Source organism: Paenibacillus periandrae, from assembly GCF_022458865.1.
GTDB classification, from domain to species: domain Bacteria; phylum Bacillota; class Bacilli; order Paenibacillales; family NBRC-103111; genus Paenibacillus_S; species Paenibacillus_S periandrae.
Map to the genome: position 1 here is coordinate 1 of NZ_JAJNMU010000020.1, position 25559 is coordinate 25559.

Consider the following 25559-nt stretch of genomic DNA (forward strand, 5'->3'; position numbering starts at 1 on the left):
GCGTGGTAACCAAAAATTTCTCTATTCAAAGGCGATGTCCTTCTTCTGTTTATGGATTCGACGAAGCTTCTAAATTCCTGGCCTTATGCTACTTTCGTCGACAGCATTATTTTCGCAACACTCAAGTTAATTAGTAACATGAAAATGAAATAATTTCTCTTAAATTGACTGTATAAGGATTCCATCTTCCTCCGAAAAATCTATATCCTAAAATCGATGTCCTTCCGACAAAAGTCAGATAGAACCAAAAGCTATCTCCATTATTGAGCCATATGAACGTGTATTGATCCAAACAACCAGAAATTGTCCCAAGGTCAACAGCATATGGAGACAATTGAGGTACATATGAGGGTGGAGGAGAAGTTGGTCCTTGCTGCGGTATAAATCCCATTCGATTTATTCACTCCTTATTAATTGGGCTTCTAACTCAGTGTATGCCGAGATAAAAATTAGGGATTGGATATATGCCCATATCTATCTCGTAAATAAGTATGGAATAGTTTTAGTGTTCTGAATTCCCATCATTTCTGCATTAAGGCCACTTGCTGAAAGTAGCTTTTCTCATGGATAATAATGCAATATGTGAGAAAATTTCATTGCGGTTCACAGAAGGTAATATATTCGAAATTAGGGTACGACAACGACTGCCAGTTGAACTAACGGACAGCACTTATAATCATGGGCTACTAGTAGCCAGACAATAGGTGGTTTAATGTCCGAATATTCTTAAATACAAATTTATATCAAAAGTAACCCGGAAAATTTCAAGGACGTTGTAAAGCAATTTGCAGAAGTGCTAAACTCTCTGGACTTGATTCTAAATACTTCACAACTGATCAGGAATGGGAATTCTTACACACTCTGTTGGTCTCTCGGTCTGGCTTAGTTTATTAAATTCTTCGCGAGTGAGCTTCCAACTTATTGTGGCTGCATTGGCTGCAGCCTGTCTTTAATTTTTTGGCTCTTCGCTCTACTGGATGGGTAAGAGTACAAATGTTAGTTTCATAACCCTTCCGCCTTTAAGAGAATTTCAGAGATTGAAACAGCCCACAAGGAGATCGCTTGACCGCTGTTTCATCTCTGAAGTGTGATATCAAGGTGGTAAGGATTAATTCTGGTGCAGTTGAAGGCGTGCTAGATTTGACGCTTACGGGTGTTCTTCTTGGTATATGTATTAGATTGCTTCGTCTCGCCAAAAAGAATGATATGACCACATCCGGTACATTTCGCAGACCACCGTCCACCACACTCAAAGAAAATTAATGCAACGCTAGTGTAATTATATGGAAATATGTGACCAATCTTCTTTAGTTCATTTTTCTCTCTGTCTATTTTCCATGCTGCGGATGCACAGGGAATTCCATAACTGCTTGCAGACCTCTTTGATCCACACCGCTTGCAACAATGAGACGGCCGTGATGCGCCTGCACAATCCTTGCTACCATCGGAAGCCCCAAACCGTGACCGAGCAGGACAGTTCGCTTTCTCCTTGATGAATAAGGCAATTTGGTAATCTCCGCCAATTGCTCCAGTGGGATTCCCAATCCAGTATCCGTTACGATCAAGAAGTACTGGGAGCGGTCCCTAGAAAGAGAAGTTTCTAGCATAATCTCGCAGCCCTGCGGGTTATGACGCACACTGTTTTGGACAAGATTACTGATTGCCCGAAGCAGCAATTTCTCGTCCCCATTGATCTGAACCTCTTCATCGGCCAGTTTCAATTCAATGTCATACCGGTCATCCAATCCGCTATTTAAAAACTCCGCGGCAACCTGTCTCGCCAGAACCGATAACCGGATGTGCTTCAAATGTAAAGGCTGCATTTCATACTCGAGCATGGAAACGAGATTCAGGTCGCTTACAAGTGAGCGCAGCTTTTCACCTTGGCGTCGGATGATACCGGCCTGATGTCTTTGCTCCATTGGCAAATCTGAATTATCCTCCATCTCACTAGCGTAGCCCAGAACCATTGAGAGCGGAGTCCGGATATCATGAGAAATCCCTGCAATCCAGTTGGAGCGGGCTTCATCCCGCGCCTTCAACGCGGCCGTCTTGTTTTGGAGCATAGTTGATGCGGAATTAATGCTCTGGGCTACATCACCGAATATACCTTTGGCGTCCAATTGGACCGCTTCCTCCTTGGCAAGATTGTGGACTCCCGCTACAAGAGGACGGATCCCTCTCATGAGACGCGTGCCAATTACGACAGAAATCAGCAGGGCCAGCGACACATTCAGGAGCAGCAGCAGCACAAGCCGCATGGGCAACGTCCTTAGCCAGTCAGCAACAAAATCAAATTGATACTTTCCGTAGCTTTTCTTGGGGTACCCCACCACAACCAGGCCATCCTCGTGCTCCCAAATATAGACAGGATATTCCATAAGATAATAACGCGAGAACTTGGCTACCTCGATTAGATTGTAGGATCTTGGAACATCATTTGGCAGGAGGTAGTCCCATTTCACAAGGCCATCTTCACCAAGCAGCATAGCCCAGGCTTGATTGTACTGCAGAAGCGCAGCGGCTTGCTCGTCCAGACGATAATTGCCATCCTGCTTGCCAAGCTCTTGGGCCACTTGCTTGAGGACGCCCTGCGGAGACGGGCGCTGGTCAATTTCCTTGAACACCAGCGTGCCCAGCAGTACGAAGTTAAAAATAAGCAGAAAAATCGAGACAAAGATAGTCGTGGCGACAAATCGGCGTAAGATGCGAATAATTCCCTGCACTCAACGTATCTCCTTCACCAGCAGCTTATACCCGAGTCCCCTGACGGTGAGAAGATGGAGCGGTTTGGAAGGATCCGGCTCGATTTTTTCGCGTACCCGCCTGATATGAACCATAAGTGTATTTTCGTAGCCATAGCTATCGTCTCCCCAGACGGCCTGGCATAAGGCATCGCTCGTGACGATACGGCCCTGGTTCTCGAACAGCTTCACAAGAATCGCATGCTCCTTTGCCGTAAGTGGCAGCTCCTTCTGATTCCTGTGCACGACAGCGCTATTCAGATCAATGGTCTGTTCTCCCAATCGGAAGACAGACAAACGCTCCGCCATGGGAGAGGCGTAGACCCGCTTTAAAATCGCCATCAGCCGCAATACCAGCTCACGCGGCAGGAACGGCTTTACCATGTAATCATCTGCCCCCAAGCCTAATCCGAGCAACCGATCCTCATCCTCGCCCCGAGCGGAGAGAAAAAGGACTGGCGTATCCGTGAACTGTCTGATGGAAGACAGGAGCGAGAAACCATCGCCATCTGGCAGCATGACATCGAGAATTGCTATATCCGGCTTGCCTGTGCGGCAGATCGATAAAGCTGAAGCGCAGTCGGCGGCTGAGTATATGCGGAAAAAGCCCTCTTTTCTTAAAAACCGTTCCATCATAATTCTGATTTCCGGTTCATCATCTACAATTAATATTTTTTTGTCTTTTAAATTGTCCATGCTGTATCACCCGATTTTTATTATACATGAACAAGGGGGTTATCTGTGTTGTGCTAATTCTATTTAAGGTAGCTGTAAGGTTTTCTTTAGGCTGGAGAAAGGCGCATTCATTACAGTTGGAGCAGAGGAGAGCGATCTCAAATAGACTTGATTGGAGCTGACTTTTCATATGAATGCTTCGGCTATTGTGCAAACGCACAATCTGTCCAAAACGTATGGGGCAATTAACCGTGTAAATAAGGTTGATCTTAAGGTTCAGGAGGGTGAAATCTACGGGTTTCTGGGGCCTAACGGAGCGGGAAAAACGACGACGCTAAAAATGCTGCTCGGACTCATTAAGCCTTCTGAGGGGACGATCACAATTTTCGGGCAAAGTCTTAGCAGACATCGCTCATCCATACTGCAACGTACCGGATCACTGATTGAATCTCCTTCCTTCTATGGGCACCTGACAGGGCTTGAGAATATGAAGGTCATGCAGCGCCTGCGGAACGTGCCGGATAAAAATGTAGATGAGGCGATTCGTATCGTCCGGCTGGAAAATCAGCAAAACAAAAAAGCTGAACAATATTCGCTCGGAATGAAGCAGCGGCTGGGAATAGCCATGGCCCTGCTCGCCTTCCCCAAGCTGCTGATCCTCGATGAGCCAACGAATGGTCTTGATCCCGCAGGCATTGGCGAAATCCGGGAGCTTATCAAGTCATTGCCCACACGTTACGGAATAACGATATTGCTCTCCAGCCACCTGCTCTCGGAGATCGAACAGATCGCTACCTCAGTAGGCATTATCAGCGAAGGGAATCTGCTGTACCAGGGCAGTATGGCAAGCCTGCGGAAAAAAAGCAAAACCACCATCCTGCTAAAAACCGGAGACAATGCCAAAGCAGAGCGGCTGCTTCTCACTCAAGGCTGTGGTCCGATCCAAAGCGGCAGTCGGCTTGAGCTCGACAATCTTGAGGACATAGAGGTGGCAGAGTTAAACAGGCTGCTTGTTTCACATAACATTCCTGTCATCCGAATCGAGGAGCGGAAGAAAAGCTTGGAGGATATTTTCCTGGAGCTGACGGGGAAGGAGCGGAGCTTGTGATCCAAATATTAGGACTGGAATACTTCAAAATCCGCCGCAAAAAAATATGGATCATGATGATATTATTTCTTGTCGTAGAGATGCTGTGGGCTTTCATGTCCATCAGCCTGTCCATTACTCGTAATCCGGATCACGCTGTCTGGGAATCTGTCATTTTCAGTATATCCTCCATGAACGGACTTTTTACGCCGATTATATCCGCCATCATTGTTTCCCGGATTTGTGATATGGAGCATAAGGGCGATACTTGGAAAATGCTTGTTTCTACCAATGTGAGTCGCGGCCAGCTCTACGCAGCGAAGTATATTTGCGCCAATAGTTTGCTCCTGTATGGCATCCTTGTACAGACCGTACTCATGATCGTGTTCGGACTGATAAAGGATTTTCCCGGCGCTCCTCCTATGGCCTTGCTAAACCAGTTCATTGGAGGTACCCTGCTGACGACTCTCGCTGTTACGGCGCTTCAGCAATGGATTTCTCTGGCCATCAAGAACCAGGCCTTCGCGCTGTGCCTGGGCATGCTGGGCGGCTTTATCGGAATGACCGCCGGATTGTTCCCTGCTGCTGCCAGACATATCTTTATCTGGTCTTATTATATGGACCTCAGCCCGGTTACTTATCTATACGCCAATTCTTCGGGCACATTTATGGCACAGCCTGTAGGCTCCGGTATCGTAATGACTGCGCTGATGATGACGGTCCTGTTCTATATCGCGGGAAGTAGCCATGTAACCCGGCAGGAAATCTAAGGAGGGAAGCTGATGAAACGAAGTATATCTGCTGAATGGCTCAAATTGAGGCATTCCCGTATTGGTATTGTACTCGCTGTACTTCCAGTCATAAGCTTGCTGATTGGTTGTGCAAATTATTATTTTAATCGAGGTGTCCTGCACAATGGCTGGTATAGCCTGTGGACCCAGGTAATCTTGTTTTACGGCGAGTTTTTCCTGCCCATCCTGATTGCTATTTGCTGTGCTTATGTATGCAGGCTGGAGCATCTGAACCGGAACTGGAATATGATGATGACCACTCCTGTATCGGTAGCAAGTGTGTTTTTTGCCAAATTGATTGTTGTCAGCATTTTAATCTTGGTAGCACAATCGTTGTTCATGGGACTGTACTGGCTTGCTGGTACCCTGTTCTCCTTAGGGACTTTTCCAGTAGAGACTATTGGCTGGATGTTGCGTGGATGGTATGCTTCGCTGTCCATTACGGCACTACAACTCGGACTGTCGGTACGAATTCGCAGCTTCGCAACGCCTATAGGCATTAGTCTGTTCGCGGTCTTTATCGGTCTGGGCATGTATACGGCCAAGCTGGGCATTTTTTTTCCGTTCTCGCTGCTCACCATTGGTATGAGTGTGCTGAACCAGGATAAACTGACTGACGTACAGAACGTTCTGTTCTGGGTGGTGAATATGGTTTTAATTCTTATTTTTGCGTTGCTGTCTATTCGCCGGTTGAAGAATCAGGATATGGTCTCATCCTGATTGGGCATAGAAGGAATTATTGATGAAAAAAATATGGCTGGTGCTTGGACTACTTATTGTGATTGGGGCATGCTTGTGGATATTCTTCTTCACTCCGGAGAAGCTGACACCTGATAATCCTGCGGGGAAAACCGTCTTTTATACGATAATAAACGAGCCCGGCGTACAAGATGAGAATGGACGTTACGGCTATGAGCTAACTGCCTATAATGAGAAAGGAAAGGAAAAAAAGCTTGGCTTTTCGGCCGGGAAGCCATTGAGAAAAGGGGCTTACGTCCAGTTATATAACACGCTGATTCGAGGTGTCACGCACTGGGAAGAGATTACCTTCGAGGAGCTGCCGGAAGCGGTTCAACAGTAGTATCAAAAATAATAGGGACTTGGAATGGTCATCTTCAGCACATCAATTGACTGCCATGATTTTAATCAAAGGGGTTACTCAAGACTAAAGAAATAAGCAATGTGACAATTATGTCATACTGAATTGAATATTGTTAGGTTAATCGATGGGTATATATTGATATCCCCCTTATACTGGAAATTGTTAAACGAGTTTAATTCCGTAAGGGGGATATCCACTGATGACTGATGTAATTAAAGCAATAATACTTGGCATAATAGAGGGCTTAACTGAATTTTTACCAGTATCGTCTACTGGACATCTTATTTTAGCAGGCAATTTGCTTAGCTTTGAGGGAGACGCTGCAATAACTTTTAAAATTGTTATACAGTTGGGTGCAGTGATGGCAGTTCTAATTCTTTATTGGAAAAGGTATTTGGAGATTGGGGCTAATCTGATTAGAATGGATTTTTCTCAAAGTAAAGGGTTAAATGTCATTCATATGATTTTGGCTATGTTGCCAGCATTAATCGTATATCTTCTTTTCAAGGACACAATAAAAAGCCAATTATTTGGTCCAACCCCTGTTCTAATTGGTCTAGTTACTGGTGGCTTGTTGATGATCATCGCAGCACGGAGTAGGAGAACTGAAACCGCTGATACGATGGATGGGATTAATTATAAACAAGCTTTCGGAATTGGGCTATTTCAATGTTTGGCTTTATGTCCAGGGTTTTCCAGATCGGGTTCGACGATTTCGGGTGGCCTTTTGCTTGGTACTAGCCAAAAAGCGGCCGCAGATTTTACGTTCCTTATTTCCGTGCCTGTTATGTTTGGCGCAAGCTTGTTGGATTTGTACGATAGTCGCGATTTGCTGAATTCTGACGATTTCTTTCTAATATTAATTGGCTTTACGACATCCTTTCTTGTGGCAATGATTGCAGTAGTGACTTTCATCAAACTGATTAAGCGAATTCGATTAGAATGGTTTGCTCTATACCGTTTTGTCTTAGCAGCTCTCTTCTATTTAATAGTCTTACAGTAACCAGTTGTTAAAGAAATCTATACCACTATCATGATGTTCAAACGGAACACGATAGCTTAATGGAGTAGTCTACAATGTAGTGTAGTGCTTAGAAAAATCTAAATGAGCCCATGACACTGAATTAGAAGCTTCTATGCTTCCAATTTACAGGGTGATGGGCGATTTATGTTCTATTTAAGGAAGTGTAAGATGGTGTTGTTGGGTAACATCTCTGCCAAGGTCACAGAGGCTTTTGTAGCAGTAGTTTTTGCACCAATTGTTATTAGAGTACTGCGGAACTTTTCAAAAGGAATGCAAGCAGCAACATGGAAGTCCGAACCAATATCTATTCCAACATAGAAGGGATAAAAAGCTCTTGAGTTGTCTTGGTCTTCAATAAGGCTCGTATCCGTAAGTATAAAATTATTCAACTTATGATCACCTATTCGAATCATATGCAACAGATTAACCAAGTTTTCTTAAGAGCTCCGCAACGGGCCCAATGTAGCATGTCAGGTTTTAGATTCGGTGCATTACCCATAATAAACTGAGAGGTCGAGAATCCGCCTTAACAACTTTAAAGGGCTAATGTTAAGTTCTTTCGACATGAGGAAACAATTTCCTGCGTTCTCTGTTAAGTTCTTTGTTTTTCTATGCAATAAAACCTGTCATTTCGACAGGTTGAATAATCATCAAATGTGCAGCGCTAAAAACATGGAGCGCCTCATTTCTGTTAAAGAAGTCTAGGGGGATGTCCTGCTGGCTCCAAACCTATTCTGGGTGGTTGTTCCCTGAGAGGTCACTGCACAATTGTATATACGCCTATTAGGGGGCTAATTCCTTCTTAATATCGTACTAGTTACCACAAATACTTTATAGAAGTCTTTCTAAGCTCCACATTAGACTCAGAGGTTAACTGGTGCTAATGTATTTTAGCATGTTGCTCAAAAGTGGAAAAAGCAATTTTATTGAACTAAATTTACCCGTTAGCGGAATCACTCGGAGGCTTGCCACCGTCGTCAGTCTTCGGCTGTTGCTGCCGGAGCTTGACTAGCTGTTCGTACCGCTCTCGGATCTTCGGTATTGCCTCCTCGAGTAACTTTTCGTGCCTCTCAGCTGACAGACGATCGAGTTCCTCTTTCTGCTCCTGGCTGACCTTGTACACTTTAGCCGTTATGATTTCGCCTGTTTCATATATCGTTGTCGCTTTCTCCAGAGCCTTTTTCTCCTTGTCCATGTTCGACATATTCTCCTTCCTCCCAACTTTGTCTCCCTCTTTTCTATTATTACATCTGACTGACCTTCACGCAATTTATTAGCGGATGCAGCCATGCCAAGCCATCTGCAAGGGCAGCCTTTTTTGGGCGCACACGCAAAATCGAGGGATTATATATTTGCGACCCGTGATCGTTATGACGAATCGTATGACATGGTACGTGCTGCGCGTGACAAGCGATATATATATTCGGAATTACTACCGGAGAAGCCTTACCTGTAACAGATTCAATTCAGTCACCAGCATCCGGCTTTCCAGGAGTTGTGGAGACTGGAGCTTTCGGGCCAGCTTGAAGGAGATCAGCGATTATTGATGCAGAACACGGGGCCTGTTGAAGAATTATACGATTACGTGAATGACCCTTACGAAATGCGTAATTTAGCGGTCGATCCCAGTTATCGGGCTGATTTGGAAAGATTGCGCACGGTACTGGACGACTGGCGCGACAAATACGGTGTATGGGGCGACATACCGGAAGATCGAATGGTAGCTTTTTCCTGTCATGAAATGCGAAAAAAAGGATTCGATGCATGCGTTATCCAGGCAGATTGCTTTGCGAGAGTGGCTGCCCCTTTACAGCCGAATGCTTCTAAACGCATGTTGTACGCCTGGGACGTATACTAAAGCCTTGATCCGAATGGAGAACAGCTTCCGCTACGTCTCTTTTTCTTGTCCACTGTTCAACAGTGTCAAGTACAAGTTAGATACCTAGATACTTTATGAGTCGCCATACTTTCTTATGATTGACAAGATGACGCGTGTACCCATACCTTCAACTGAGCACAGCTTCTAAGTTATAGTTGACGATACTGTGATTGTTCGGCGATTATTAAGAAGTGTAGCTGTCCCCATCTACTAAACATAAGGATGACTGAGACTATGACTTATAACATGAACCGACTAATCCGTAAGATCAAGATTCAAAACAGGCTGCTCATCTCCTTTGCTGTTCTTTCCTTGCTCCCCATGTTCATTATTGGAATATTTTCTTATTACATATCAAGCGATGCGATAAGAACAAAAATCAGCACAGCCTCCATCCAGCTGATGGACCAAGTCAGCGAAAATATAGTAAATGAACTTATAAAGCTTGAAAATGACAGCGTTGACATTGCATTCTCCGATCTCGTTCAACAGACGATGAGCGGCTTCAATACAATGAGCGAATGGGAAAGGAACGTGGCGCAAATCAAGATACAGGAGATGCTGGCTAAACGATTTTCTTTTTTTCACAGTGTGTCCGATGTTCTGGTTTATACAAGAAATAAGGAGAAAGTGATTGCCTACGGGGATATTAGCTTCAAATTTAATTTGAAGTCCGATTATTTAAACGAACTATTTGAAGAAACGATGATTAAAAACGGCGTTCCTGTATGGTCAATTCAAAATCAGGATAACGAAGAGCTGGCACGGAATTCAAGCTCTCGTTTCAGTAATTACGGGGAAGCGGGTATTTTGTTGTCCAGAAGCTTTAAATCGTTTGAAGGACTTCCGATTGGGTATATGATCATGAGAATTGACGTGAAGTATATATTCAATAAGTTCAAAGACATTACCCTGGGAGCTGGTTCCCATATATTTATAGTGAACGGGAAAGGAACCGTTATATCGAGTCAAAATCCGCAGCTTAAGGCCGCCACGCCTTACCCCGATGACACGCTGATTGAAGAGCTTAAGCAGAATAGGGATACCGACACATACTCATTCAACACCACGATTGCCGGTAAGCGTCATTTGATTGCGTATACATATATACCACGTGCAGATTGGTATGTAGTAAGCACCATACCCTTTTCCTATTTGGACCATGAATCGGTAAAAATAAGCTTCTATATATTGGTACTCGGTGTTAGTTGTTTTGTGCTCGCACTGCTTCTGTCTTACTACGTATCCAAGAGTATCTCCTCTCCTCTAAAGAGTCTTATCGATTCGATGAATAACGTGAAGCTGGGCAATTTAGTCGTCCAGATTGACGATAGAAGCAGCGATGAATTGGGGAAAGTGACGACAAACTTCAATCAAATGGTCAGTGAGCTGCAATACTTGATTGATGAAGTGAAAATGAAGGAAAAATTGAAAAGGCTTGCAGAACTAAAATCGTTACAAGCGCAAATCAATCCGCATTTTTTATCGAATTCCTTGAATACCGTCAGATGGCTGGCCAATGTCCAGAAGGCCGACAATATATCCAACCTGATCACTTCCCTGATCAGCTTGCTTCACGGTTCTATGGGAAAAGGCAGCGAGCTGATCAATATTAGAGAGGAGATCGAATATGTCAAAAACTATTTAAACATTATGGCGTACCGGTATTATGACAAGTTCATGGTGCATTTTGAGATCGAGGAAGATATTCTGGATTGTCATATATTGAAGTTCGCGTTGCAGCCGATTGTGGAAAATTGTCTGCTGCACGGAATTGAGCCTATGGAAGGACAGGGCTTGATTATTATAAAAGGATATCGGGTCCAGAATGAATTAAAAATAACGATTACCGATAATGGTGTCGGGATGGACGGGCATACGTTGAACAGTCTGCTGCAGCAAACAACATCGATTAATCAATCCGGATTCAGTGGTATAGGGATTCGGAATGTTGACGAAAGAATAAAGCTGTATTTCGGTGAAAAATTCGGACTTTCGATTCATTGCGTGCCTAATCTGTTTACGACTGTTGAAATAACAATTCCTGCTGCAGGAGGTGAAGACGATGTCAAATAGGCTGAAGGTGCTCATAGTTGATGACGATGCGGTTTCCAGAACCGTATTAAAGACGATGATCCATTGGGAGAACGCAGGGTTTTATATAATGGAGGATGCCCATAACGGAAACCATGCCGTTCAGCTTATCGAAAAAGAAGCCCCCGATATTGTTATTACAGATATCAATATGCCTGGATTAAACGGCATCGGTTTGATCGAGCATTTGGAAAAAAACTTCCCACAGATCAGTATTATTGCGCTGAGTGCTTATGATGATTTCGATTATGTAAGACAAAGCATGAAGAATGGCGCTATGGACTACGTGCTGAAGCATCGTCTAGATGCGCCATTTTTATTGAATATTTTGAATACGGCACGTAGCTCCATTCATTCGTATCGGAATGAACGCGACAGACAGCGCGATATCGATAAAGAGCTGACGACCAGCAAGGTTGTTTTGCGTCAAACATTTGTTCGGAAGCTTCTGGAGGGGAGCCTGTCTAATGTGGAGGAAATCACAGGGAGGCTCCGTACTCTCGACATGAAGCTGGATACGGAAAACTTGATGGTGACGATAGCCGAAATTGACGATTTCCGATTGCTTGAAGAAAAATTTTCTTCTCCTGAAGTGGACGTAGTGCTCCATACCTTCATGGAAATATCGAAGGAAATACTTAAGGATTGGGAAAAGTCCGTCATCGTGCATATGGCTAAAGGGAAGTTTGCGATGATTTTCTCATTAGGCCCGTTAAAGAGCACAATGTATATCTACAATACCATGTATACGATTTTAAACCGAATGAGATCGGAAATCAAAAAACATTTGAATATAACGGCATGCTTCGGCGTGAGCAAGGTTTGCACGGAATTGACCAAACTGCCTCAGGCTTACAACTATGCGGAGACCCTATTGAGAGACAAGTTTTACAAAGGCAAAAACAGTATTTTTATCGAGAGTACCCCTCATAAAAAGGACGAAAGCTTCTTCTGCTTGGATATAAAAGATGAAAAAGCCATTTATGCCGCGCTGAAAAACCAGGATGACAAGGAGGTGAAAAGCAGGTTGGATGACATTTTTGGTAAAATCTCGAGTATGAGGCTGGGTAGCAAATCTACCCAGATGATTTGTGCCGAATTGATCAATATTGTAAACAAAATTTGCAAGGATACGGGAATTGAGATAGCCAAGCTGTATATGGCAGAGGACATTCCTTACAATCTGATACAGAAATACGAAACCCTTATGGATATTAAAGCTTGGGTCGTGAATTTATACGATAAACTGATATCGATGCTTAAGCTAATGAAATTAGAGAGCGGGCTAAGCAATATAACGAAGAAAGCTGTCGAGTATATACATCGCAACTACAGCAGCGACTTTTCCTTGAAGGATGTCGCTGATTTCGCGGGTGCAAGCAGCTCCTATATCAGCAGACTGTTTAAGGAAGAATGCGGAATAGGCTTTGCTGAATATTTGAATCATGTCAGGGTTGAGCAAGCTAAGCATTGTATTGAAAAAGGCGAGCTTAAGCTAAAGGAAATTGTCAGCAGCGTCGGGTTTAATAACTATAATTATTTCTTTAAAGTATTCAGGGAGGTAACGGGCATGACACCGCTTGAATACGAGCAGAGCTGCAGGAAGTGATACAGAAATAAACGGATGCGCATATCAAAAATTTATAGTTAATTATAAAAAAATGGAGTTCGACAAAGGGATGTTTGTTTTTATAATTAGTTACAGGTAAACAAACGTATTCGTTTACTTAACAACATCTTTTTTAAGGGGGAACGATTCTATGAGAAAAGCAACATCTATTGCAGCTGTATCCGCGGTTCTGTTGACAACTATTCTGTCGGGCTGCAGCAGTGACGGGGCCAATCAGGCCAAGGACAGTAATCCGGGTACACCGAAACCGGTTAAGCTGTCATTGTGGACCTTCCAGGAGCTTCATAAGAAGTATTATGAAAAAACGGCGGAGCTTTGGAATAAAAGTAATCCCAATCAGCCGATTGAACTGACGATTGACACGTACCCCAATGCGGAAATGCACAATAAGCTGCTCATCGCTCTTCAATCCGGAGTAGGAGCACCAGACATTAGCGATATCAACATTAACTATTTTCAAAACTTTCTTAAAGGCGATATCCAGCTGGTAGAATTGAACAACATTATCGAGCCTGAGAAAGATAAGTTCATTCAATCGCGATTCGATATTTACAGTAAAAACGGAAAATATTACGGGATCGATTTCCATGTCGGCGCTACAGTTGTGTATTATAACAAGCAACTTCTGGATAAGGCTGGCGTAAATGTAGATACCATAAAAACCTGGAACGATTATATCGAAGCCGGTAAAAAGGTGCTGGTTGCAACCGGCAAGCCGATGACCTCCTTCGAGGTAACAGGTCAAAGACCGTTCTGGCCTATGATCATTCAGCGAGGCTCCGACTATTTGGATAAAAAAGGCGACGTTACGCTTGACAACGAAATCAATATCAAGACGCTGCAGGCAATGAAGGATATGATTGATAAGGACAAAATCGCAGTCCCAATGCCGGGCGGCAATACTGGAGCGGAGGAATTTTTTACATTTATGAACAAAGGAGAAGCGGCTTCACTGATCATGCCGATGTGGTACATGAGCAGATTTTTGGAATACATGCCTGATTTGAAGGGGAAAATTTTGGTTAGACCGATGCCTGTTTGGGAAAATGGCAACGTAAGATCCGCAGGTATGGGAGGAACCGGCACGGCCGTTACGAAGCAGAGCAAAAACCAGGATGCAGCCACAAAGTTCCTTGCGTATGCGAAGCTGACCAAGGAATCGAATGTGAGGATTTGGCAGGAGTTGAAGTTCGATCCGATCAGATGGGATGTCTGGAATGATCCTGAGCTGCAAAAACCCGATCCCTATTTCAGTAATGAGGTTATATTCAATGTACTTCTGGGCATGAAGGACGAGATCAAATCGCCAAATATGAGCGAGCTGAGCTCCGCTTCCCAGGACTTGGTCAATTCCAATGTCATGTTCAAGTCGTTGAAGGACCAATCACAAACTCCCGAACAGGCATTAAAAGCTGCTGCAGCCGAGCTCCGCAAACAGAAGAAATAGCCATTCGGCAGATTGTAATGCTGACGGCTGCACAAACGGGGAATTGCAACCGCTTACGGCAGCCGTCATGCTTATGGAGGTGAAATAGTTGAATAAAGAAGCTGTTCGGCAGGCATATAGCCACAATCCCAAGGTGAAGAAAGCATTCAGCTTGAGAAAAATATTTTTTTCGGAAAAGTTTGCTCCTTATCTCTTCGTAGCGCCGTTTCTTTTATCGTTTCTCATCTTTTTTTTATACCCTACAGCATCCACGATCAGCATGAGCTTTCAAGAGGTGCACGGGCTTAGCAGCAGCAAATTTATAGGTCTCGATAACTACCGGAGAATGTTTGACGAGCATTTTTTCAATGCTCTGCAGACGAATACGATCTACACGATTTTATCGCTCCTGTTATTGATTCCGATCCCGATTGTGTTCGCCGTTTTTCTGAATTCCAAATTGACCAAGGGAAAAACATTGTTTAAGTCCGTCATTTTCATCCCGGCCTTAACTTCTGTTATCGTAGCCGGTGTTTCCTTCAGGCTTATGTTTGGGGAAGCGGATACGGCATTCATTAATTCCGTTATCGCCAAGTTCGGTATTTCTCCGCAAAATTGGATTCTTAACTATAGTACGGGAATGATGCTGATGGTCATTCTCAATACATGGAGAACTGCCGGTATTAATATAGTGTATTACCTGGCCGGTCTTCAAAGCATACCGGAGGAATTATACGAATCGGCTGAAATGGACGGAGCCAGTGTGTTTTCCAAGTTTTACTGGATAACACTACCGCTCTTAAAGCCCATTATCATCTACACCTTGACGATAGGCATCTTTGAAGGTTACAGAATGTTCGGAGAAAGCTATGTGTTCTGGAACGAAGGCATGCCGGGAGATATCGGGCTTACCATCGTCAGGTTTATTTACCAGCAAGCATTTCAACGAAATGATATGGGAATGGGATCAGCAATTGGCATTACCCTGCTCCTGATCGTACTGACGGTTAATCTGATCCAGTTGAAAATGTTCGGACTGTTTAAAAAGGAGAGTGACTGACGATGAATCCTAATATTAGAAGAAAGTTGTTAATGGTATTCATGATTGCTTTCTTTCTCATCGTATGCTTTATTGTCTTATTTCCTCTCTACTACATGTTTATGGCATCTTTTAAGAGCTCCAAGGAGCTATTCCGAAGTGGTATGGATTTCAGGATTATCCCGAGCCTGATGAGTCTTGACAACTATAAGCTTTTGTTTTCAGGCAAGGGCAGTGTTTATTTATTCTGGTATAGAAATAGTCTTGGCATAACTGCGCTTCATACCGTATTCTCTCTGTTGCTCTCTTCATTGGTTGGCTACGGCTTAGGGGCATATAACTTCAAGGGGAAAAACTTGATTTTTATGCTGGTGCTGTTTGTGATGATGGTGCCACTTGAAATTTTGATGCTGCCTCTCTATAAGCTCACGGTGAAGATGGGCATAATCAATACGTATTATGGAGTTATCTTGCCGTTTGTCGTTTCGCCTATGGCGATCTTTTTCTTCCGGCAGTACGTAACGGGTATTTCCAAAGACTTTATGGATGCGGGAAGGATCGACGGATGCTCGGAGTTCGGTATATTTTTCCGAATTATGGCCCCCTTGATGCAGCCGGCGTTCGGCGCAATGGGGATATTGCTGGCGATGCAGAGCTGGAACAGCTTTATATGGCCTTTGATCGTGCTTCGCACCAATACGATGTTTACGATTCCAATAGGTCTTGCTTCGCTGATGTCGCCTTACGGCAACAATTATGACATGCTAATTGCCGGAGCCGTGCTCGCGATCATCCCTATTATTGTTTTGTTCCTGTTAAATCAGAGGGCTTTTATTTCAGGCTTGTCCACTGGCGGCGTTAAAGGCTAAACCATCATAAATTATTTCAATCAGGAGGCTGACATTATGAAAAGCAGCATTAAAATCAATACGCAAACGGCAGTTCACAAAATCGATCGAAACATTTACGGACACTTTGCCGAGCATCTGGGACGTTGTATATATGAGGGGATTTGGGTCGGCGAGGATTCAGACATTCCCCATACGCGTGGAATCCGCAATGATGTTGTTCAGGCATTGAAGGATTTGAGCATTCCGATGCTGCGTTGGCCGGGCGGGTGCTTCGCCGATGAATATCATTGGAAGGAAGGCATTGGCCCTAAGGAATCGAGAGCCCGAATGATTAACAACCATTGGGGTGGCGTCGTTGAGAATAACCATTTCGGTACCCACGAATTTTTCGATTTGTGCGAGCTGCTGGAGACCGAGCCGTATATTTGCGGGAATGTCGGAAGTGGAACGGTCTATGAGATGCAGCAGTGGGTCGAATATATGACCTTCGACGGTGAATCGCCGATGGCGAACCTGCGGCAAGCAAACGGAAGAGAAAAGCCTTGGAAGTTGACATATTTCGGTATCGGCAACGAAAACTGGGGCTGCGGCGGCCGAATGAGAGCAGAATATTATGCGGATCTTTACCGGCAATACAGCACGTATGTTAGGGATTATGGAGACAATTCCATCTATAAAATCGCTGCAGGCCCAAGGGGAGACAATTACCACTGGACAGAGGTTCTCATGCGGGAAGCGGGACCTTTCATGGACGGACTGGCGCTCCATTATTACACGAGGTTAAGAGATCACAGCATTGTAATCGAAAATCCCGACGGCAACCGATTTTATTTGAAAAAACCGGATGCGGTGAGAGGACAAGCCGTTGACTTCGATGAAAGCGAATGGTTTGGCATTATGAAGGCGGCCTATTTCACAGAGGAGCTTGTGGTTAAGCACTCGGCAATTATGGATAAATATGATCCCGAGAAGAAGGTGGCGCTCATCATCGACGAATGGGGTACATGGTTCGACGTTGAGCCCAGCACCAATCCCGGCTTTCTGTACCAGCAAAATACGATGAGAGACGCAGTTTCCGCGGCGATCAGCCTGAATATTTTCAACAATCACTGTGACCGCGTAAGAATGGCGAATATTGCTCAGACGATCAATGTGCTGCAGGCGGTTATTTTAACGGAGGGGGAAAAAATGATCCTGACCCCTACCTATCATGTGTTTGAAATGTTTAAGGTACACATGGATGCCATTATGCAGCCGATCGAGATTCAGAGCGGTACCTACACGTTCAATGGGGAAGAAGTTCCGCAGCTAAGCGTATCCGCTTCCATGGATGCGGCAGGCAAACTGAATATAACCATCTGTAATACGGACCCAAAACAAGCAGCGCCGCTGGATGGCTATGCGGAAGGATTCGTCGGCAAGCAGGTTACGGGTAGAGTACTGGTATCATCCTTGATGAACAGCCATAATACGTTCGAACAACCAGATGAAGTCAAGCCCGAGCTGTTCACGGGCGTACAATTGAACGAAGAAGGATTCCATGCGGATATTCCGCCGATGTCTGTTGTCGTGCTGACAATTTCTTAATCGGGAGGAGGTACCCCGATGACCAGACAGGGGCCATGCAAGGACTGTTCGGAAACGATACATGTCACACCGGAGAAAATAAAGGCTATGCTGCAAATGCTGATTGATTCTCGTCATGTAGAGCTTGCCGACGACGTAACAAGCGCAGGGCGGCTTGCTCAATGTGTTAGTTGCACTGGTTATACACTCGGAGGGACATGCAAATATTGCGGCTGTCTTGTGCAAATTCGGACTAAAATAAAGGATAGGGGATGCCCCTATCCTTTGACTCCTAAATGGTAAGGGCAGGAGAATGAGGATGACTACAATTGACATTAGACTGGGAGAACAGATAGGGCTCATTAATCCCGACATTTACGGACACTTTGTAGAGCATTTGGGAGGAGTCGTATACGACGGAATCTGGGTAGGCGAGAACTCCGAGGTCGCTCATATCCAAGGCTTTAGACAAGAGCTTGTTGAGAAATTGAAGGCTATCCAACCGTCTGTTATTCGCTGGCCAGGCGGATGTTTTGCGGAGACTTACAACTGGAGAGACGGCATCGGTCCGAAAGAGCAGCGTCCGACAACCGTGAACTGGTGGTATATGAACGACGGAAAATTTGAATCCAATCAGGTCGGCACTCATGAGTTTATCGAGTTTTGCAGGCTTGTAAATGCTGAGCCGTACTTGGCGGTAAACGCTACGACAACAACTGTATTGGAATCCAGAAATTGGATTGAATACTGCAATATGCCGAGAGGAACAACCACACTTGCGATGGAACGCGAGAAGCATGGAAGCCCGGAGCCGTTCAACGTCAAATACTGGGGGCTTGGCAATGAAAATTGGGGCGGCGGCGGCTGCATGACACCCGAGGATTACTGCCATATTTACCGAAAGTATGGTATTATCAGCAAAAGTGTCGGACCGGAGCTTCATTACATAGCATGCGGGCCGTACGAAAATATTCCGGAGTGGACGGAAAAGTTTTTTGACAAGTATAAGGAGATGTATACAGTGGGAAGGGTTTCTCCCATGTTTGGGTACTCTCTACACTATTATGTGACCAATACGGGTAAAATGGGTACGGAGTTGGAATATACCGATGCGCAGTGGTATGAAATGATGCGTGTCGGGCTGGAGATGGAGCCGTTTATTCAATCCCAGTTTGACATGATTCAAGCTGCAATGCCCGGAGCGTCCATTGGACTCATCGTCGATGAGTGGGGGGTGTGGCATTTGCAGAACGGCAGGCATCCACTGCCGGGCAAATACTTGTTTGAGCAGCCGAGTACGATGCGAGAGGCGGTTCTGGCTGCGCTTTCCTTGAATATTTTCAACAACCACTGCGATAAGGTTGTCATGGCCAACGTGGCGCAGCTTGTAAACTGTATCCACTCCCTGTTTCTTGCCAAGGGTGATAACTGTGTGGCCACTACAAGCTATTACGTGTTTGATATGTATAAAATTCATCAGCATGGAATGAGCCTTAAGACGGCAGTCGATTGCAGTGACATCACCTATACAATAGAGGGCGAGACGCATTACGTTCCAAGCATCTCCTGCTCCGCGTCGGTCAAAGACGGCATACTGGCGGTTACACTTGCCAACTTAGCGGTCGATGAGGACCAGGAGGTTAAGCTTGACCTGCATGGTGGCGAATATGCAGGTACAGGGTCAATTGTCGTATTGTCTTCATCCAGCCACAAGGATGGCAACAGCTTTGATGAGCCATACAAGGTTACGCCGATGGAACAGCCCGTATCGGCAGCAGGCTCGGAGCTTACGGTGACAATTCCGAAAGCGTCTGTAGTTTTGGTAAGGCTGGATGTTTCAGCCGCATTTGGGTGAGGTTAGGTTAGGCCAGCTATTCGACAGAAGAATCCCTTAATTTAAACACTTGACGACTCGCCCGTTGGCGGGTCTTTTTATTGCATGCATGGCAAACAAATGCCTGGAAAATCTCAGTTACGGAAGGTGCCCGCTTCAAAACCACATTGGCTGCGCAGGTAAAAGGAATAGTGATTGCGTTTACATTATGACAACAATTGGTAAGTAAAGTAAAGAGTTGCACATTGTTAGACTCCTGTGCGGCTCCTATAATGAAGACATACACAGCGCCACTGTGTTAATATTTTAAAAACTGGGTATCGGGGGATGTACATGAAACTAAAAAAGCATAATGTGAAAGCGCTATCTGTTTCTATTTTAGTAATCACAACGCTCTTGTCGGCGTGTACAAGTCAAAACGGTTCGACGAGTACCAATCAGAAAGAAGCTAAGAATGAAACGGCGAGCACTGTGGGAAATAACGATGTGAAGGGTGCAAATACAGACCCGCTTGGCAAGTATGATCCGCCGATCAATGTCTCGTTCGTCCGTAATCTAAGTGACGTCGTAGAAAATAACGTGCTCGGTGTGTTAAAGGGCGAAACGTTAGAAGACAATCGCTGGAGCCGTTTATACAAGGATCAGTTGGGCATCAATATCAAATATAACTGGGTCGTCAAGGGGAATGACACGTCAGATCAGTATTTACAGAAGATTAATGTAACGCTTGCTTCCGGTGACCTGCCTGATGTCATTCCGGTGAACGCAACTCAATTGAACCAGTTGGCTGATTCCGGTCAGATCGAAGATATGACGGCCATATATGAGAAATATGCTTCTACACTGGCCAAAGAAATCCTATCCCAGGAGGGCACAAGTCCGTTTGATGCCGCTACGTTTGGCGGCAAATTGATGGCGATCCCGCAGGTCGATTCCTCGCTTGAGCGTGCTATGTTTTTATGGATTCGTACAGATTGGCTGCAGAAACTGGGGCTGCAACCTCCAAAGACGATGGCTGATGTGCGAGCGATTTCAAAAGCATTTGCGGAAAATGACCCGGACGGCAATGGGAAAAAAGATACTTATGGCCTTGGTGTAACGAAAAGTTTGTGGGGCGGAGCCATGGGACTGGAAGGTTTTATGGCTGGGTACAAGTCCTATCCGAATATGTGGATGGCAGACGGTTCTGGGAAGCTGGTTTATGGTGGCATTCAACCAGAAGTGAAGAATGCGCTTCTAGCCCTCCAGGGCATGTTTAAAAACGGGGAATTGGATCAGGAATTCGGGATTAAAGACGGAGGCAAGGTATCAGAGCAAATTGCTGCCGGTAAGATCGGCATGGAATATGGTGAGCAGTGGAATTCCATTTGGCCGCTCCAGTTGAACCGCAATAACGACCCGCAAGCGCAGTGGAGGGCGTTTCCGATTGTTTCGGAGAACGGGGAATTACCTAAAGTACCTTTAAAATTCAGTACGACCAAGTTCTTTGCCGTGAAGAAGGGATTCAAGCATCCTGAAGCGGTGGTCAAGCTTTTTAATCTGCATTTGGAGAAAAACTTTGGTAAAACGGCAGAGTTTGACAAATATTACGCACCACCTGAAGCTGAAAGCGTATGGCAGTTGTCCCCCGTGCAGCCGGCGCCAGTGAAGAAAAACGTAGAGGCGTTTAGAGCGATCGATGCAGCCCGTAAATCAGGAAATGTCTCGACATTGACAGGAGAAGCCAAGACCATTCAAGGGAAAATCGACGCTTATAATTCGGGCTCTAAAGAAGGGTTTGCACTTTGGGGGTGGGAGCGGATTTACGGCCCTGAAGGCTCCGAGGGTGTGGTTGACCAGTACGATAAAAACAATCAGTTCCTGATGGAGAAGTTCGTTGGAGCACCTACTTCTACAATGGTTGAACGCAAATCTACTTTGGAAAAGATGCAGAATGAGATTTATACTAAAATCATAATGGGTGCAGCTATAGATGAATTTGATAAATTTGTTAAAGACTGGGCGAAGCTTGGTGGAGAACAAATAACGAAAGAAGTCAATGACTGGTACACATCAAAGAAGAAGTAGCGACGAGCAGAGGATGGAGTTGTCTTCCTTCCTCTGCTTAGTTTGCTCCAAACGATGGAGGATGAATATGGTAACCAGGAAAATGTGGAGAGAGCTCCCGCTGCATCTGATGATATTACCGGGACTGGTGCTGATCGTATTATTTTCATACGTACCTATGGCGGGAATCATCATCGCATTTCAAAAGTTTATACCTGCCAAGGGCTTATTCGGCGATCAGAGATGGGTCGGTTGGGATAATTTCAAATACGTCATGCACCTGCCCAGCTTTAATCAGGTTTTGTGGAATACCCTCTTTATTTCAAGTCTTAAGCTTATTCTCGGCTTGATTGTTCCGATTGTATTTGCCATTCTTCTCAACGAATTGAAGAATGAGGTGATTAAAAGAAGTGTACAAACGACCATTTATTTACCCTATTTCCTCTCATGGGTCGTTCTGGGCGGCATACTAATCGATATTTTATCGCCTTCTAGTGGTATTGTTAACGAATTGTTGGGCGCGCTCGGCCTTAAAAAAATATTTTTTCTCGGGGACAACCAATGGTTTCCGTTTACTCTCGTCTCTTCGGATATATGGAAAAACTTTGGTTATGGGACTATCATTTATTTAGCAGCTATTACGGGTATTGATCCCGGTTTATATGAATCGGCTACGATTGACGGCGCAAACCGCTGGCATAAGATCTGGCATATCACCATTCCCGGCATGCGTATGGTAATCGTATTGCTGTCTGTTCTAAGTCTAGGGCAGTTGCTGAACGCAGGGTTCGATCAGGTGTTCAATTTGTATAGCCCTCAGGTATATGAAAGCGGCGATATCCTTGATACTTTTGTGTATCGGCTCGGTTTGTTGGATGCCCAATATAGTGTGGCAACGGCGGTTGGACTATTCAAATCACTGGTTTCGCTCATTTTGATTTCTGGCTCGTATTTTGTTGCTTATCGTTTTGCGAAATATAGAATTTTCTAGAAGGAGGGAAAACAGTGGCACAGCATTCAACAAGACCTGCATCTGACGCGTTTATCCAAGTACCTTACAGTCGAAGGCGGTTCGAATGGTTTTCCGTTCTAAATGCTTCCTTCCTCATACTGGTATCGTTAATATGCGTCCTTCCGTTAATCCACATCGTCGCTGTTTCGTTCAGTTCAAGTACTGCAGCAGCAGCAGGTTATGTAAAACTGTGGCCGGTCGATTTCACATTGGCATCTTATTCTTATACGGCTAGCCGGGAAGCGTTTTGGCAATCGATGCTTGTTTCTTTGGAGCGCATAGCAATTGGGACGCCATTAAATTTGTTTTTAACCATCCTCGTCGCATTTCCTTTGTCAAAGGAATCGAAATCATTTCGCCTGCGAATGGTTTACGCTTGGATTTTCTTCATGACGATGCTCTTTCACGGTGGTTTAATCCCTTGGTATACTACGCTTAAGCAGTACAATCTCCTTGATACGATCTGGGCACTCGTCTTACCCGGCGCGGTTCCCGTTTTTAGTGTTGTACTGCTGCTTAATTTTTTCAGAGAGCTTCCCAAGGAGCTGGAGGAGGCAGCCGTCATGGACGGCGCTAGTCACTGGACGACACTATGGAAAATTTATGTGCCGATATCAAAGCCTGCTCTTGCAACGCTTGCCTTATTTTCCATGGTGGAGCATTGGAACAGTTGGTTCGACGGCCTTCTACTTATGGGAGACCCTAGCCATTACCCGCTGCAGAGCTATATCCAGACGATCGTCATACAGCAAAGTTTATCAAGCATGTCGCGCGACGAAGCGTTGAATTTGGCCCTTATTTCCGACCGAACGCTAAAAGCATCACAGATATTCCTGGGCTCCCTCCCAATCATTTTGGCGTACCCGTTTCTGCAGAAGTATTTTGTAAAAGGAATTGTTCTAGGCAGCGTAAAGGGGTAACAGGTCGATTGGTGCAGGACGAAAATACTTTAGGAAGGTTTCAAGGTTTCAAGCTATAATGGAAGAAAACGTTGGAGGCTTGCTCCTTGATCAAACGTCAACCATTCTCTCTGCGAAACACGATTTTTCTTCGGCTGCTCATTACTTTTTTGTTTATCATGCTGCCGATTATTTTATTTGGCGTTTACCTGTATCACTGGATCGTACAAACGGCAAGCGAAGACATCTCCAAAACAGCGGTTACCCAGATCAGCTTCTATCTAACGGATTTTGAGAAAGAGGTAGAACGGATGAAGCTCCTACAGTATGGAGTTCTCGAGGACGAGGATCTCAATGATCTGACGCTGACCTGGAATACGATGGATGCCTTTAGGCGTACTGAAAAAATCAATTCGCTGCGAAAACGGCTCTACGCCATTCAAAATAGTAGTACGTATATCAAAAATGTGAGCGCACACATCTATCCGATATCAAAAACGATTTCATCTGCCAACGGTCCTCGCGAATTAGATTCCGAGAGGTATTATGAGATTCGCTCGGTTTTTGGCAGCCGCAACAACCAGATGATTGAGTGGAATGGTGGATTATTCTTAAGCGCGGCAAAGCAAAGCGGAACCAATGGGAATCAACCGCTGTTTATCATTGAAGTTGAGCTTGATCAATACAGACTTCAGGAGGCGCTGGGCCAGTTCAACACCTATGTCGGCAGCGGAACTTTGTTGATCTCAGAGAAATCCGGTGTCATTGTGACGAGTGTGCCGGTAGAGCACTTGCAGCTGGATATGACTACTGCCGTTCAACAAATAAGGCAAACTACAATTCGTAATGCGGGAACCATTACCATCTCAGGAAGCCGTTATTATACGGCCATTGCAAGCTCGGACTTTCTAAAAATGTCCATTTACCGGTTTATTCCCGAACAAATGATCAAGAAACCGCTGGACAAGTTTTATATGTGGGCATGGCTGTTTGTGTTCGTTGCTGTCTTTATTATTGCGGTTTATGCGTTCTCCACTTACAAGTTTATTCACAAACCGTTATTAACGCTTGTTAAAAGCTTTCGGCGTATGGAGAATGGAGACCTTGACGTTAACATCCGGCATGAGTCTAAGGATGAATTTGGATATTTGTATGGCCGATTTAACCAAATGGTTGCAAATCTACGTTCTTTGATCGATCAAGTCTATAAGCAGAAAATCATGACTCAACGGGCCGAGCTGAAGCAGCTTCAATCACAAATTAATCCGCATTTTCTATACAACAGTCTTTTTATTCTGAATACGATGTCGAAAACGGGAGATATTGAACGAATCGGACAGTTCACAACACAGTTGGGTGAGTATTTTCAATTTGTTACCCGGAATGCTTCAGACGATGTGCTGTTGAAACTAGAAATTCACCATGCCAGAATGTACACAGAGATTCAGGAGCTTCGCTTCTCAAGGCGTATTGAAGTAAAGTTCGACTCCTTACCACAGGAAATCGAGCAGGTTTCGGTTCCACGCTTAATTGTCCAGCCCATTATTGAGAACGCATTCGAACACAGCCTGGAACAGATGGCGCATGGCGGAAGGATTGTTATCCGCTTCGAGATTGAAAAGACTGAAATTCGCATCGTGGTGGAAGATAATGGTGAAAGCTTGACAGACATGGCATTACAACGTATTGTGTCTTCTCTTCATAATGGTGACGAGGAGACGACGGGGTTGGTAAATATTCACCGCCGAATGAAGATCACTTTCGGTGAATATTACGGGCTCAGGGTATGTAGAGGTGAGAGCGGGGGGCTGAAAGTGATCATTTGTATTCCCTTTAAAGGGGGTGATGTTCGTGAATAGA

The 25559-nt window shown here is 44.7% G+C and carries 23 protein-coding genes; 19 read left to right on the forward strand and 4 right to left on the reverse strand.

Annotated elements, in window-relative coordinates:
* Window positions 1-1328: 1328 nt before the first annotated feature.
* Both LRL21_RS29600 and LRL21_RS29605 read right to left on the reverse strand, forming a co-directional pair.
* Complete coding sequence (locus tag LRL21_RS29600) at window positions 1329-2726, reverse strand: sensor histidine kinase (RefSeq protein ID WP_240419370.1); 1398 nt, start codon at window positions 2724-2726, stop codon at window positions 1329-1331.
* On the reverse strand, window positions 2727-3440 hold the full coding sequence (locus LRL21_RS29605) for a response regulator transcription factor (RefSeq protein ID WP_240419371.1): 714 nt from the start codon (window positions 3438-3440) through the stop codon (window positions 2727-2729).
* Window positions 3441-3609: 169 nt separating this feature from the next.
* Here LRL21_RS29605 and LRL21_RS29610 point away from each other — a divergent pair, with 169 nt between their 5' ends.
* The 5 genes from LRL21_RS29610 (at window position 3610) to LRL21_RS29630 (ending at window position 7402) form a co-directional block, all read left to right on the forward strand.
* Window positions 3610-4527, forward strand: coding sequence for an ABC transporter ATP-binding protein (locus tag LRL21_RS29610; protein WP_240419556.1), 918 nt, complete (start codon window positions 3610-3612; stop codon window positions 4525-4527).
* Complete coding sequence (locus tag LRL21_RS29615; RefSeq protein ID WP_240419372.1) at window positions 4524-5276, forward strand: ABC transporter permease; 753 nt, start codon at window positions 4524-4526, stop codon at window positions 5274-5276. Before LRL21_RS29610 ends, LRL21_RS29615 begins: the two co-directional genes overlap by 4 nt.
* A gap of 12 nt (window positions 5277-5288) precedes the next feature.
* Entirely contained in the window at window positions 5289-6017 is a 729-nt protein-coding gene (locus LRL21_RS29620; RefSeq protein WP_240419373.1) for an ABC transporter permease, read from the forward strand.
* Between the two features lie 22 nt (window positions 6018-6039).
* The gene (locus LRL21_RS29625; RefSeq protein ID WP_240419374.1) at window positions 6040-6378 is read left to right on the forward strand and encodes a YxeA family protein; all 339 of its coding nucleotides are present in this window, start codon (window positions 6040-6042) and stop codon (window positions 6376-6378) included.
* 220 nt (window positions 6379-6598) lie between these two features.
* Entirely contained in the window at window positions 6599-7402 is an 804-nt protein-coding gene (locus tag LRL21_RS29630; RefSeq protein WP_240419375.1) for an undecaprenyl-diphosphate phosphatase, read from the forward strand.
* 170 nt (window positions 7403-7572) lie between these two features.
* On the opposite strand, the gene LRL21_RS29635 is transcribed toward LRL21_RS29630, so the two are convergent.
* Window positions 7573-7812 (reverse strand): hypothetical protein, encoded by a 240-nt coding sequence (locus LRL21_RS29635; RefSeq protein ID WP_240419376.1) that lies wholly within the window; start codon window positions 7810-7812, stop codon window positions 7573-7575.
* A 548-nt stretch (window positions 7813-8360) separates the two neighbouring features.
* Window positions 8361-8627: a hypothetical protein gene (locus LRL21_RS29640; RefSeq protein ID WP_240419377.1), complete on the reverse strand. Its 267-nt coding sequence runs from the start codon at window positions 8625-8627 to the stop codon at window positions 8361-8363.
* An 84-nt stretch (window positions 8628-8711) separates the two neighbouring features.
* Here LRL21_RS29640 and LRL21_RS29645 point away from each other — a divergent pair, with 84 nt between their 5' ends.
* From LRL21_RS29645 to LRL21_RS29710, 14 genes are all read left to right on the forward strand, one after another.
* Complete coding sequence (locus LRL21_RS29645; RefSeq protein WP_240419378.1) at window positions 8712-8879, forward strand: hypothetical protein; 168 nt, start codon at window positions 8712-8714, stop codon at window positions 8877-8879.
* Between the two features lie 87 nt (window positions 8880-8966).
* Complete coding sequence (locus LRL21_RS46885) at window positions 8967-9281, forward strand: hypothetical protein (RefSeq protein ID WP_420832501.1); 315 nt, start codon at window positions 8967-8969, stop codon at window positions 9279-9281.
* A gap of 255 nt (window positions 9282-9536) precedes the next feature.
* Window positions 9537-11378 carry a sensor histidine kinase gene (locus LRL21_RS29655; RefSeq protein WP_240419379.1) on the forward strand — a complete coding sequence of 614 codons (1842 nt, stop codon included), beginning with the start codon at window positions 9537-9539 and terminating at the stop codon, window positions 11376-11378.
* Entirely contained in the window at window positions 11368-13005 is a 1638-nt protein-coding gene (locus tag LRL21_RS29660; protein WP_240419380.1) for a response regulator transcription factor, read from the forward strand. Before LRL21_RS29655 ends, LRL21_RS29660 begins: the two co-directional genes overlap by 11 nt.
* A 151-nt stretch (window positions 13006-13156) precedes the next feature.
* Window positions 13157-14473 (forward strand): ABC transporter substrate-binding protein, encoded by a 1317-nt coding sequence (locus LRL21_RS29665; protein WP_240419381.1) that lies wholly within the window; start codon window positions 13157-13159, stop codon window positions 14471-14473.
* Window positions 14474-14561: 88 nt separating this feature from the next.
* Window positions 14562-15512, forward strand: a complete 951-nt coding sequence (locus LRL21_RS29670) for a carbohydrate ABC transporter permease (protein ID WP_240419382.1) — start codon at window positions 14562-14564, stop codon at window positions 15510-15512.
* Between the two features lie 2 nt (window positions 15513-15514).
* Window positions 15515-16360 (forward strand): carbohydrate ABC transporter permease, encoded by an 846-nt coding sequence (locus tag LRL21_RS29675; RefSeq protein ID WP_240419383.1) that lies wholly within the window; start codon window positions 15515-15517, stop codon window positions 16358-16360.
* Window positions 16361-16396: 36 nt separating this feature from the next.
* Window positions 16397-17929 (forward strand): alpha-N-arabinofuranosidase, encoded by a 1533-nt coding sequence (locus LRL21_RS29680; protein ID WP_240419384.1) that lies wholly within the window; start codon window positions 16397-16399, stop codon window positions 17927-17929.
* Between the two features lie 18 nt (window positions 17930-17947).
* Window positions 17948-18211 carry a DUF6171 family protein gene (locus LRL21_RS29685; protein WP_240419385.1) on the forward strand — a complete coding sequence of 88 codons (264 nt, stop codon included), beginning with the start codon at window positions 17948-17950 and terminating at the stop codon, window positions 18209-18211.
* Between the two features lie 16 nt (window positions 18212-18227).
* The gene (locus tag LRL21_RS29690; protein WP_240419386.1) at window positions 18228-19763 is read left to right on the forward strand and encodes an alpha-N-arabinofuranosidase; all 1536 of its coding nucleotides are present in this window, start codon (window positions 18228-18230) and stop codon (window positions 19761-19763) included.
* Between the two features lie 312 nt (window positions 19764-20075).
* Complete coding sequence (locus tag LRL21_RS29695; RefSeq protein ID WP_240419387.1) at window positions 20076-21809, forward strand: extracellular solute-binding protein; 1734 nt, start codon at window positions 20076-20078, stop codon at window positions 21807-21809.
* Window positions 21810-21876: 67 nt separating this feature from the next.
* On the forward strand, window positions 21877-22779 hold the full coding sequence (locus LRL21_RS29700; protein ID WP_240419388.1) for an ABC transporter permease: 903 nt from the start codon (window positions 21877-21879) through the stop codon (window positions 22777-22779).
* A 14-nt stretch (window positions 22780-22793) separates the two neighbouring features.
* Window positions 22794-23720 carry a carbohydrate ABC transporter permease gene (locus tag LRL21_RS29705; protein WP_420832502.1) on the forward strand — a complete coding sequence of 309 codons (927 nt, stop codon included), beginning with the start codon at window positions 22794-22796 and terminating at the stop codon, window positions 23718-23720.
* Window positions 23721-23806: 86 nt separating this feature from the next.
* Entirely contained in the window at window positions 23807-25558 is a 1752-nt protein-coding gene (locus LRL21_RS29710; protein ID WP_240419389.1) for a sensor histidine kinase, read from the forward strand.
* The last annotated feature ends 1 nt before the right edge of the window (window position 25559 follow it).

What these genes read in the sequence shown, in the direction of transcription:
- LRL21_RS29605 (WP_240419371.1), bottom strand. Translation starts at nt 3,440, where the DNA reads ATGGACAATTTAAAAGACAAAAAAATATTAATTGTAGATGATGAACCG.
- LRL21_RS29610 (WP_240419556.1), top strand. Translation starts at nt 3,610, where the DNA reads ATGAATGCTTCGGCTATTGTGCAAACGCACAATCTGTCCAAAACGTAT.
- LRL21_RS29620 (WP_240419373.1), top strand. Translation starts at nt 5,289, where the DNA reads ATGAAACGAAGTATATCTGCTGAATGGCTCAAATTGAGGCATTCCCGT.
- LRL21_RS29625 (WP_240419374.1), top strand. Translation starts at nt 6,040, where the DNA reads ATGAAAAAAATATGGCTGGTGCTTGGACTACTTATTGTGATTGGGGCA.
- LRL21_RS29630 (WP_240419375.1), top strand. Translation starts at nt 6,599, where the DNA reads ATGACTGATGTAATTAAAGCAATAATACTTGGCATAATAGAGGGCTTA.
- LRL21_RS29640 (WP_240419377.1), bottom strand. Translation starts at nt 8,627, where the DNA reads ATGTCGAACATGGACAAGGAGAAAAAGGCTCTGGAGAAAGCGACAACG.
- LRL21_RS29645 (WP_240419378.1), top strand. Translation starts at nt 8,712, where the DNA reads ATGCCAAGCCATCTGCAAGGGCAGCCTTTTTTGGGCGCACACGCAAAA.
- LRL21_RS29655 (WP_240419379.1), top strand. Translation starts at nt 9,537, where the DNA reads ATGACTTATAACATGAACCGACTAATCCGTAAGATCAAGATTCAAAAC.
- LRL21_RS29660 (WP_240419380.1), top strand. Translation starts at nt 11,368, where the DNA reads ATGTCAAATAGGCTGAAGGTGCTCATAGTTGATGACGATGCGGTTTCC.
- LRL21_RS29665 (WP_240419381.1), top strand. Translation starts at nt 13,157, where the DNA reads ATGAGAAAAGCAACATCTATTGCAGCTGTATCCGCGGTTCTGTTGACA.
- LRL21_RS29675 (WP_240419383.1), top strand. Translation starts at nt 15,515, where the DNA reads ATGAATCCTAATATTAGAAGAAAGTTGTTAATGGTATTCATGATTGCT.
- LRL21_RS29680 (WP_240419384.1), top strand. Translation starts at nt 16,397, where the DNA reads ATGAAAAGCAGCATTAAAATCAATACGCAAACGGCAGTTCACAAAATC.
- LRL21_RS29685 (WP_240419385.1), top strand. Translation starts at nt 17,948, where the DNA reads ATGACCAGACAGGGGCCATGCAAGGACTGTTCGGAAACGATACATGTC.
- LRL21_RS29690 (WP_240419386.1), top strand. Translation starts at nt 18,228, where the DNA reads ATGACTACAATTGACATTAGACTGGGAGAACAGATAGGGCTCATTAAT.
- LRL21_RS29695 (WP_240419387.1), top strand. Translation starts at nt 20,076, where the DNA reads ATGAAACTAAAAAAGCATAATGTGAAAGCGCTATCTGTTTCTATTTTA.
- LRL21_RS29700 (WP_240419388.1), top strand. Translation starts at nt 21,877, where the DNA reads ATGGTAACCAGGAAAATGTGGAGAGAGCTCCCGCTGCATCTGATGATA.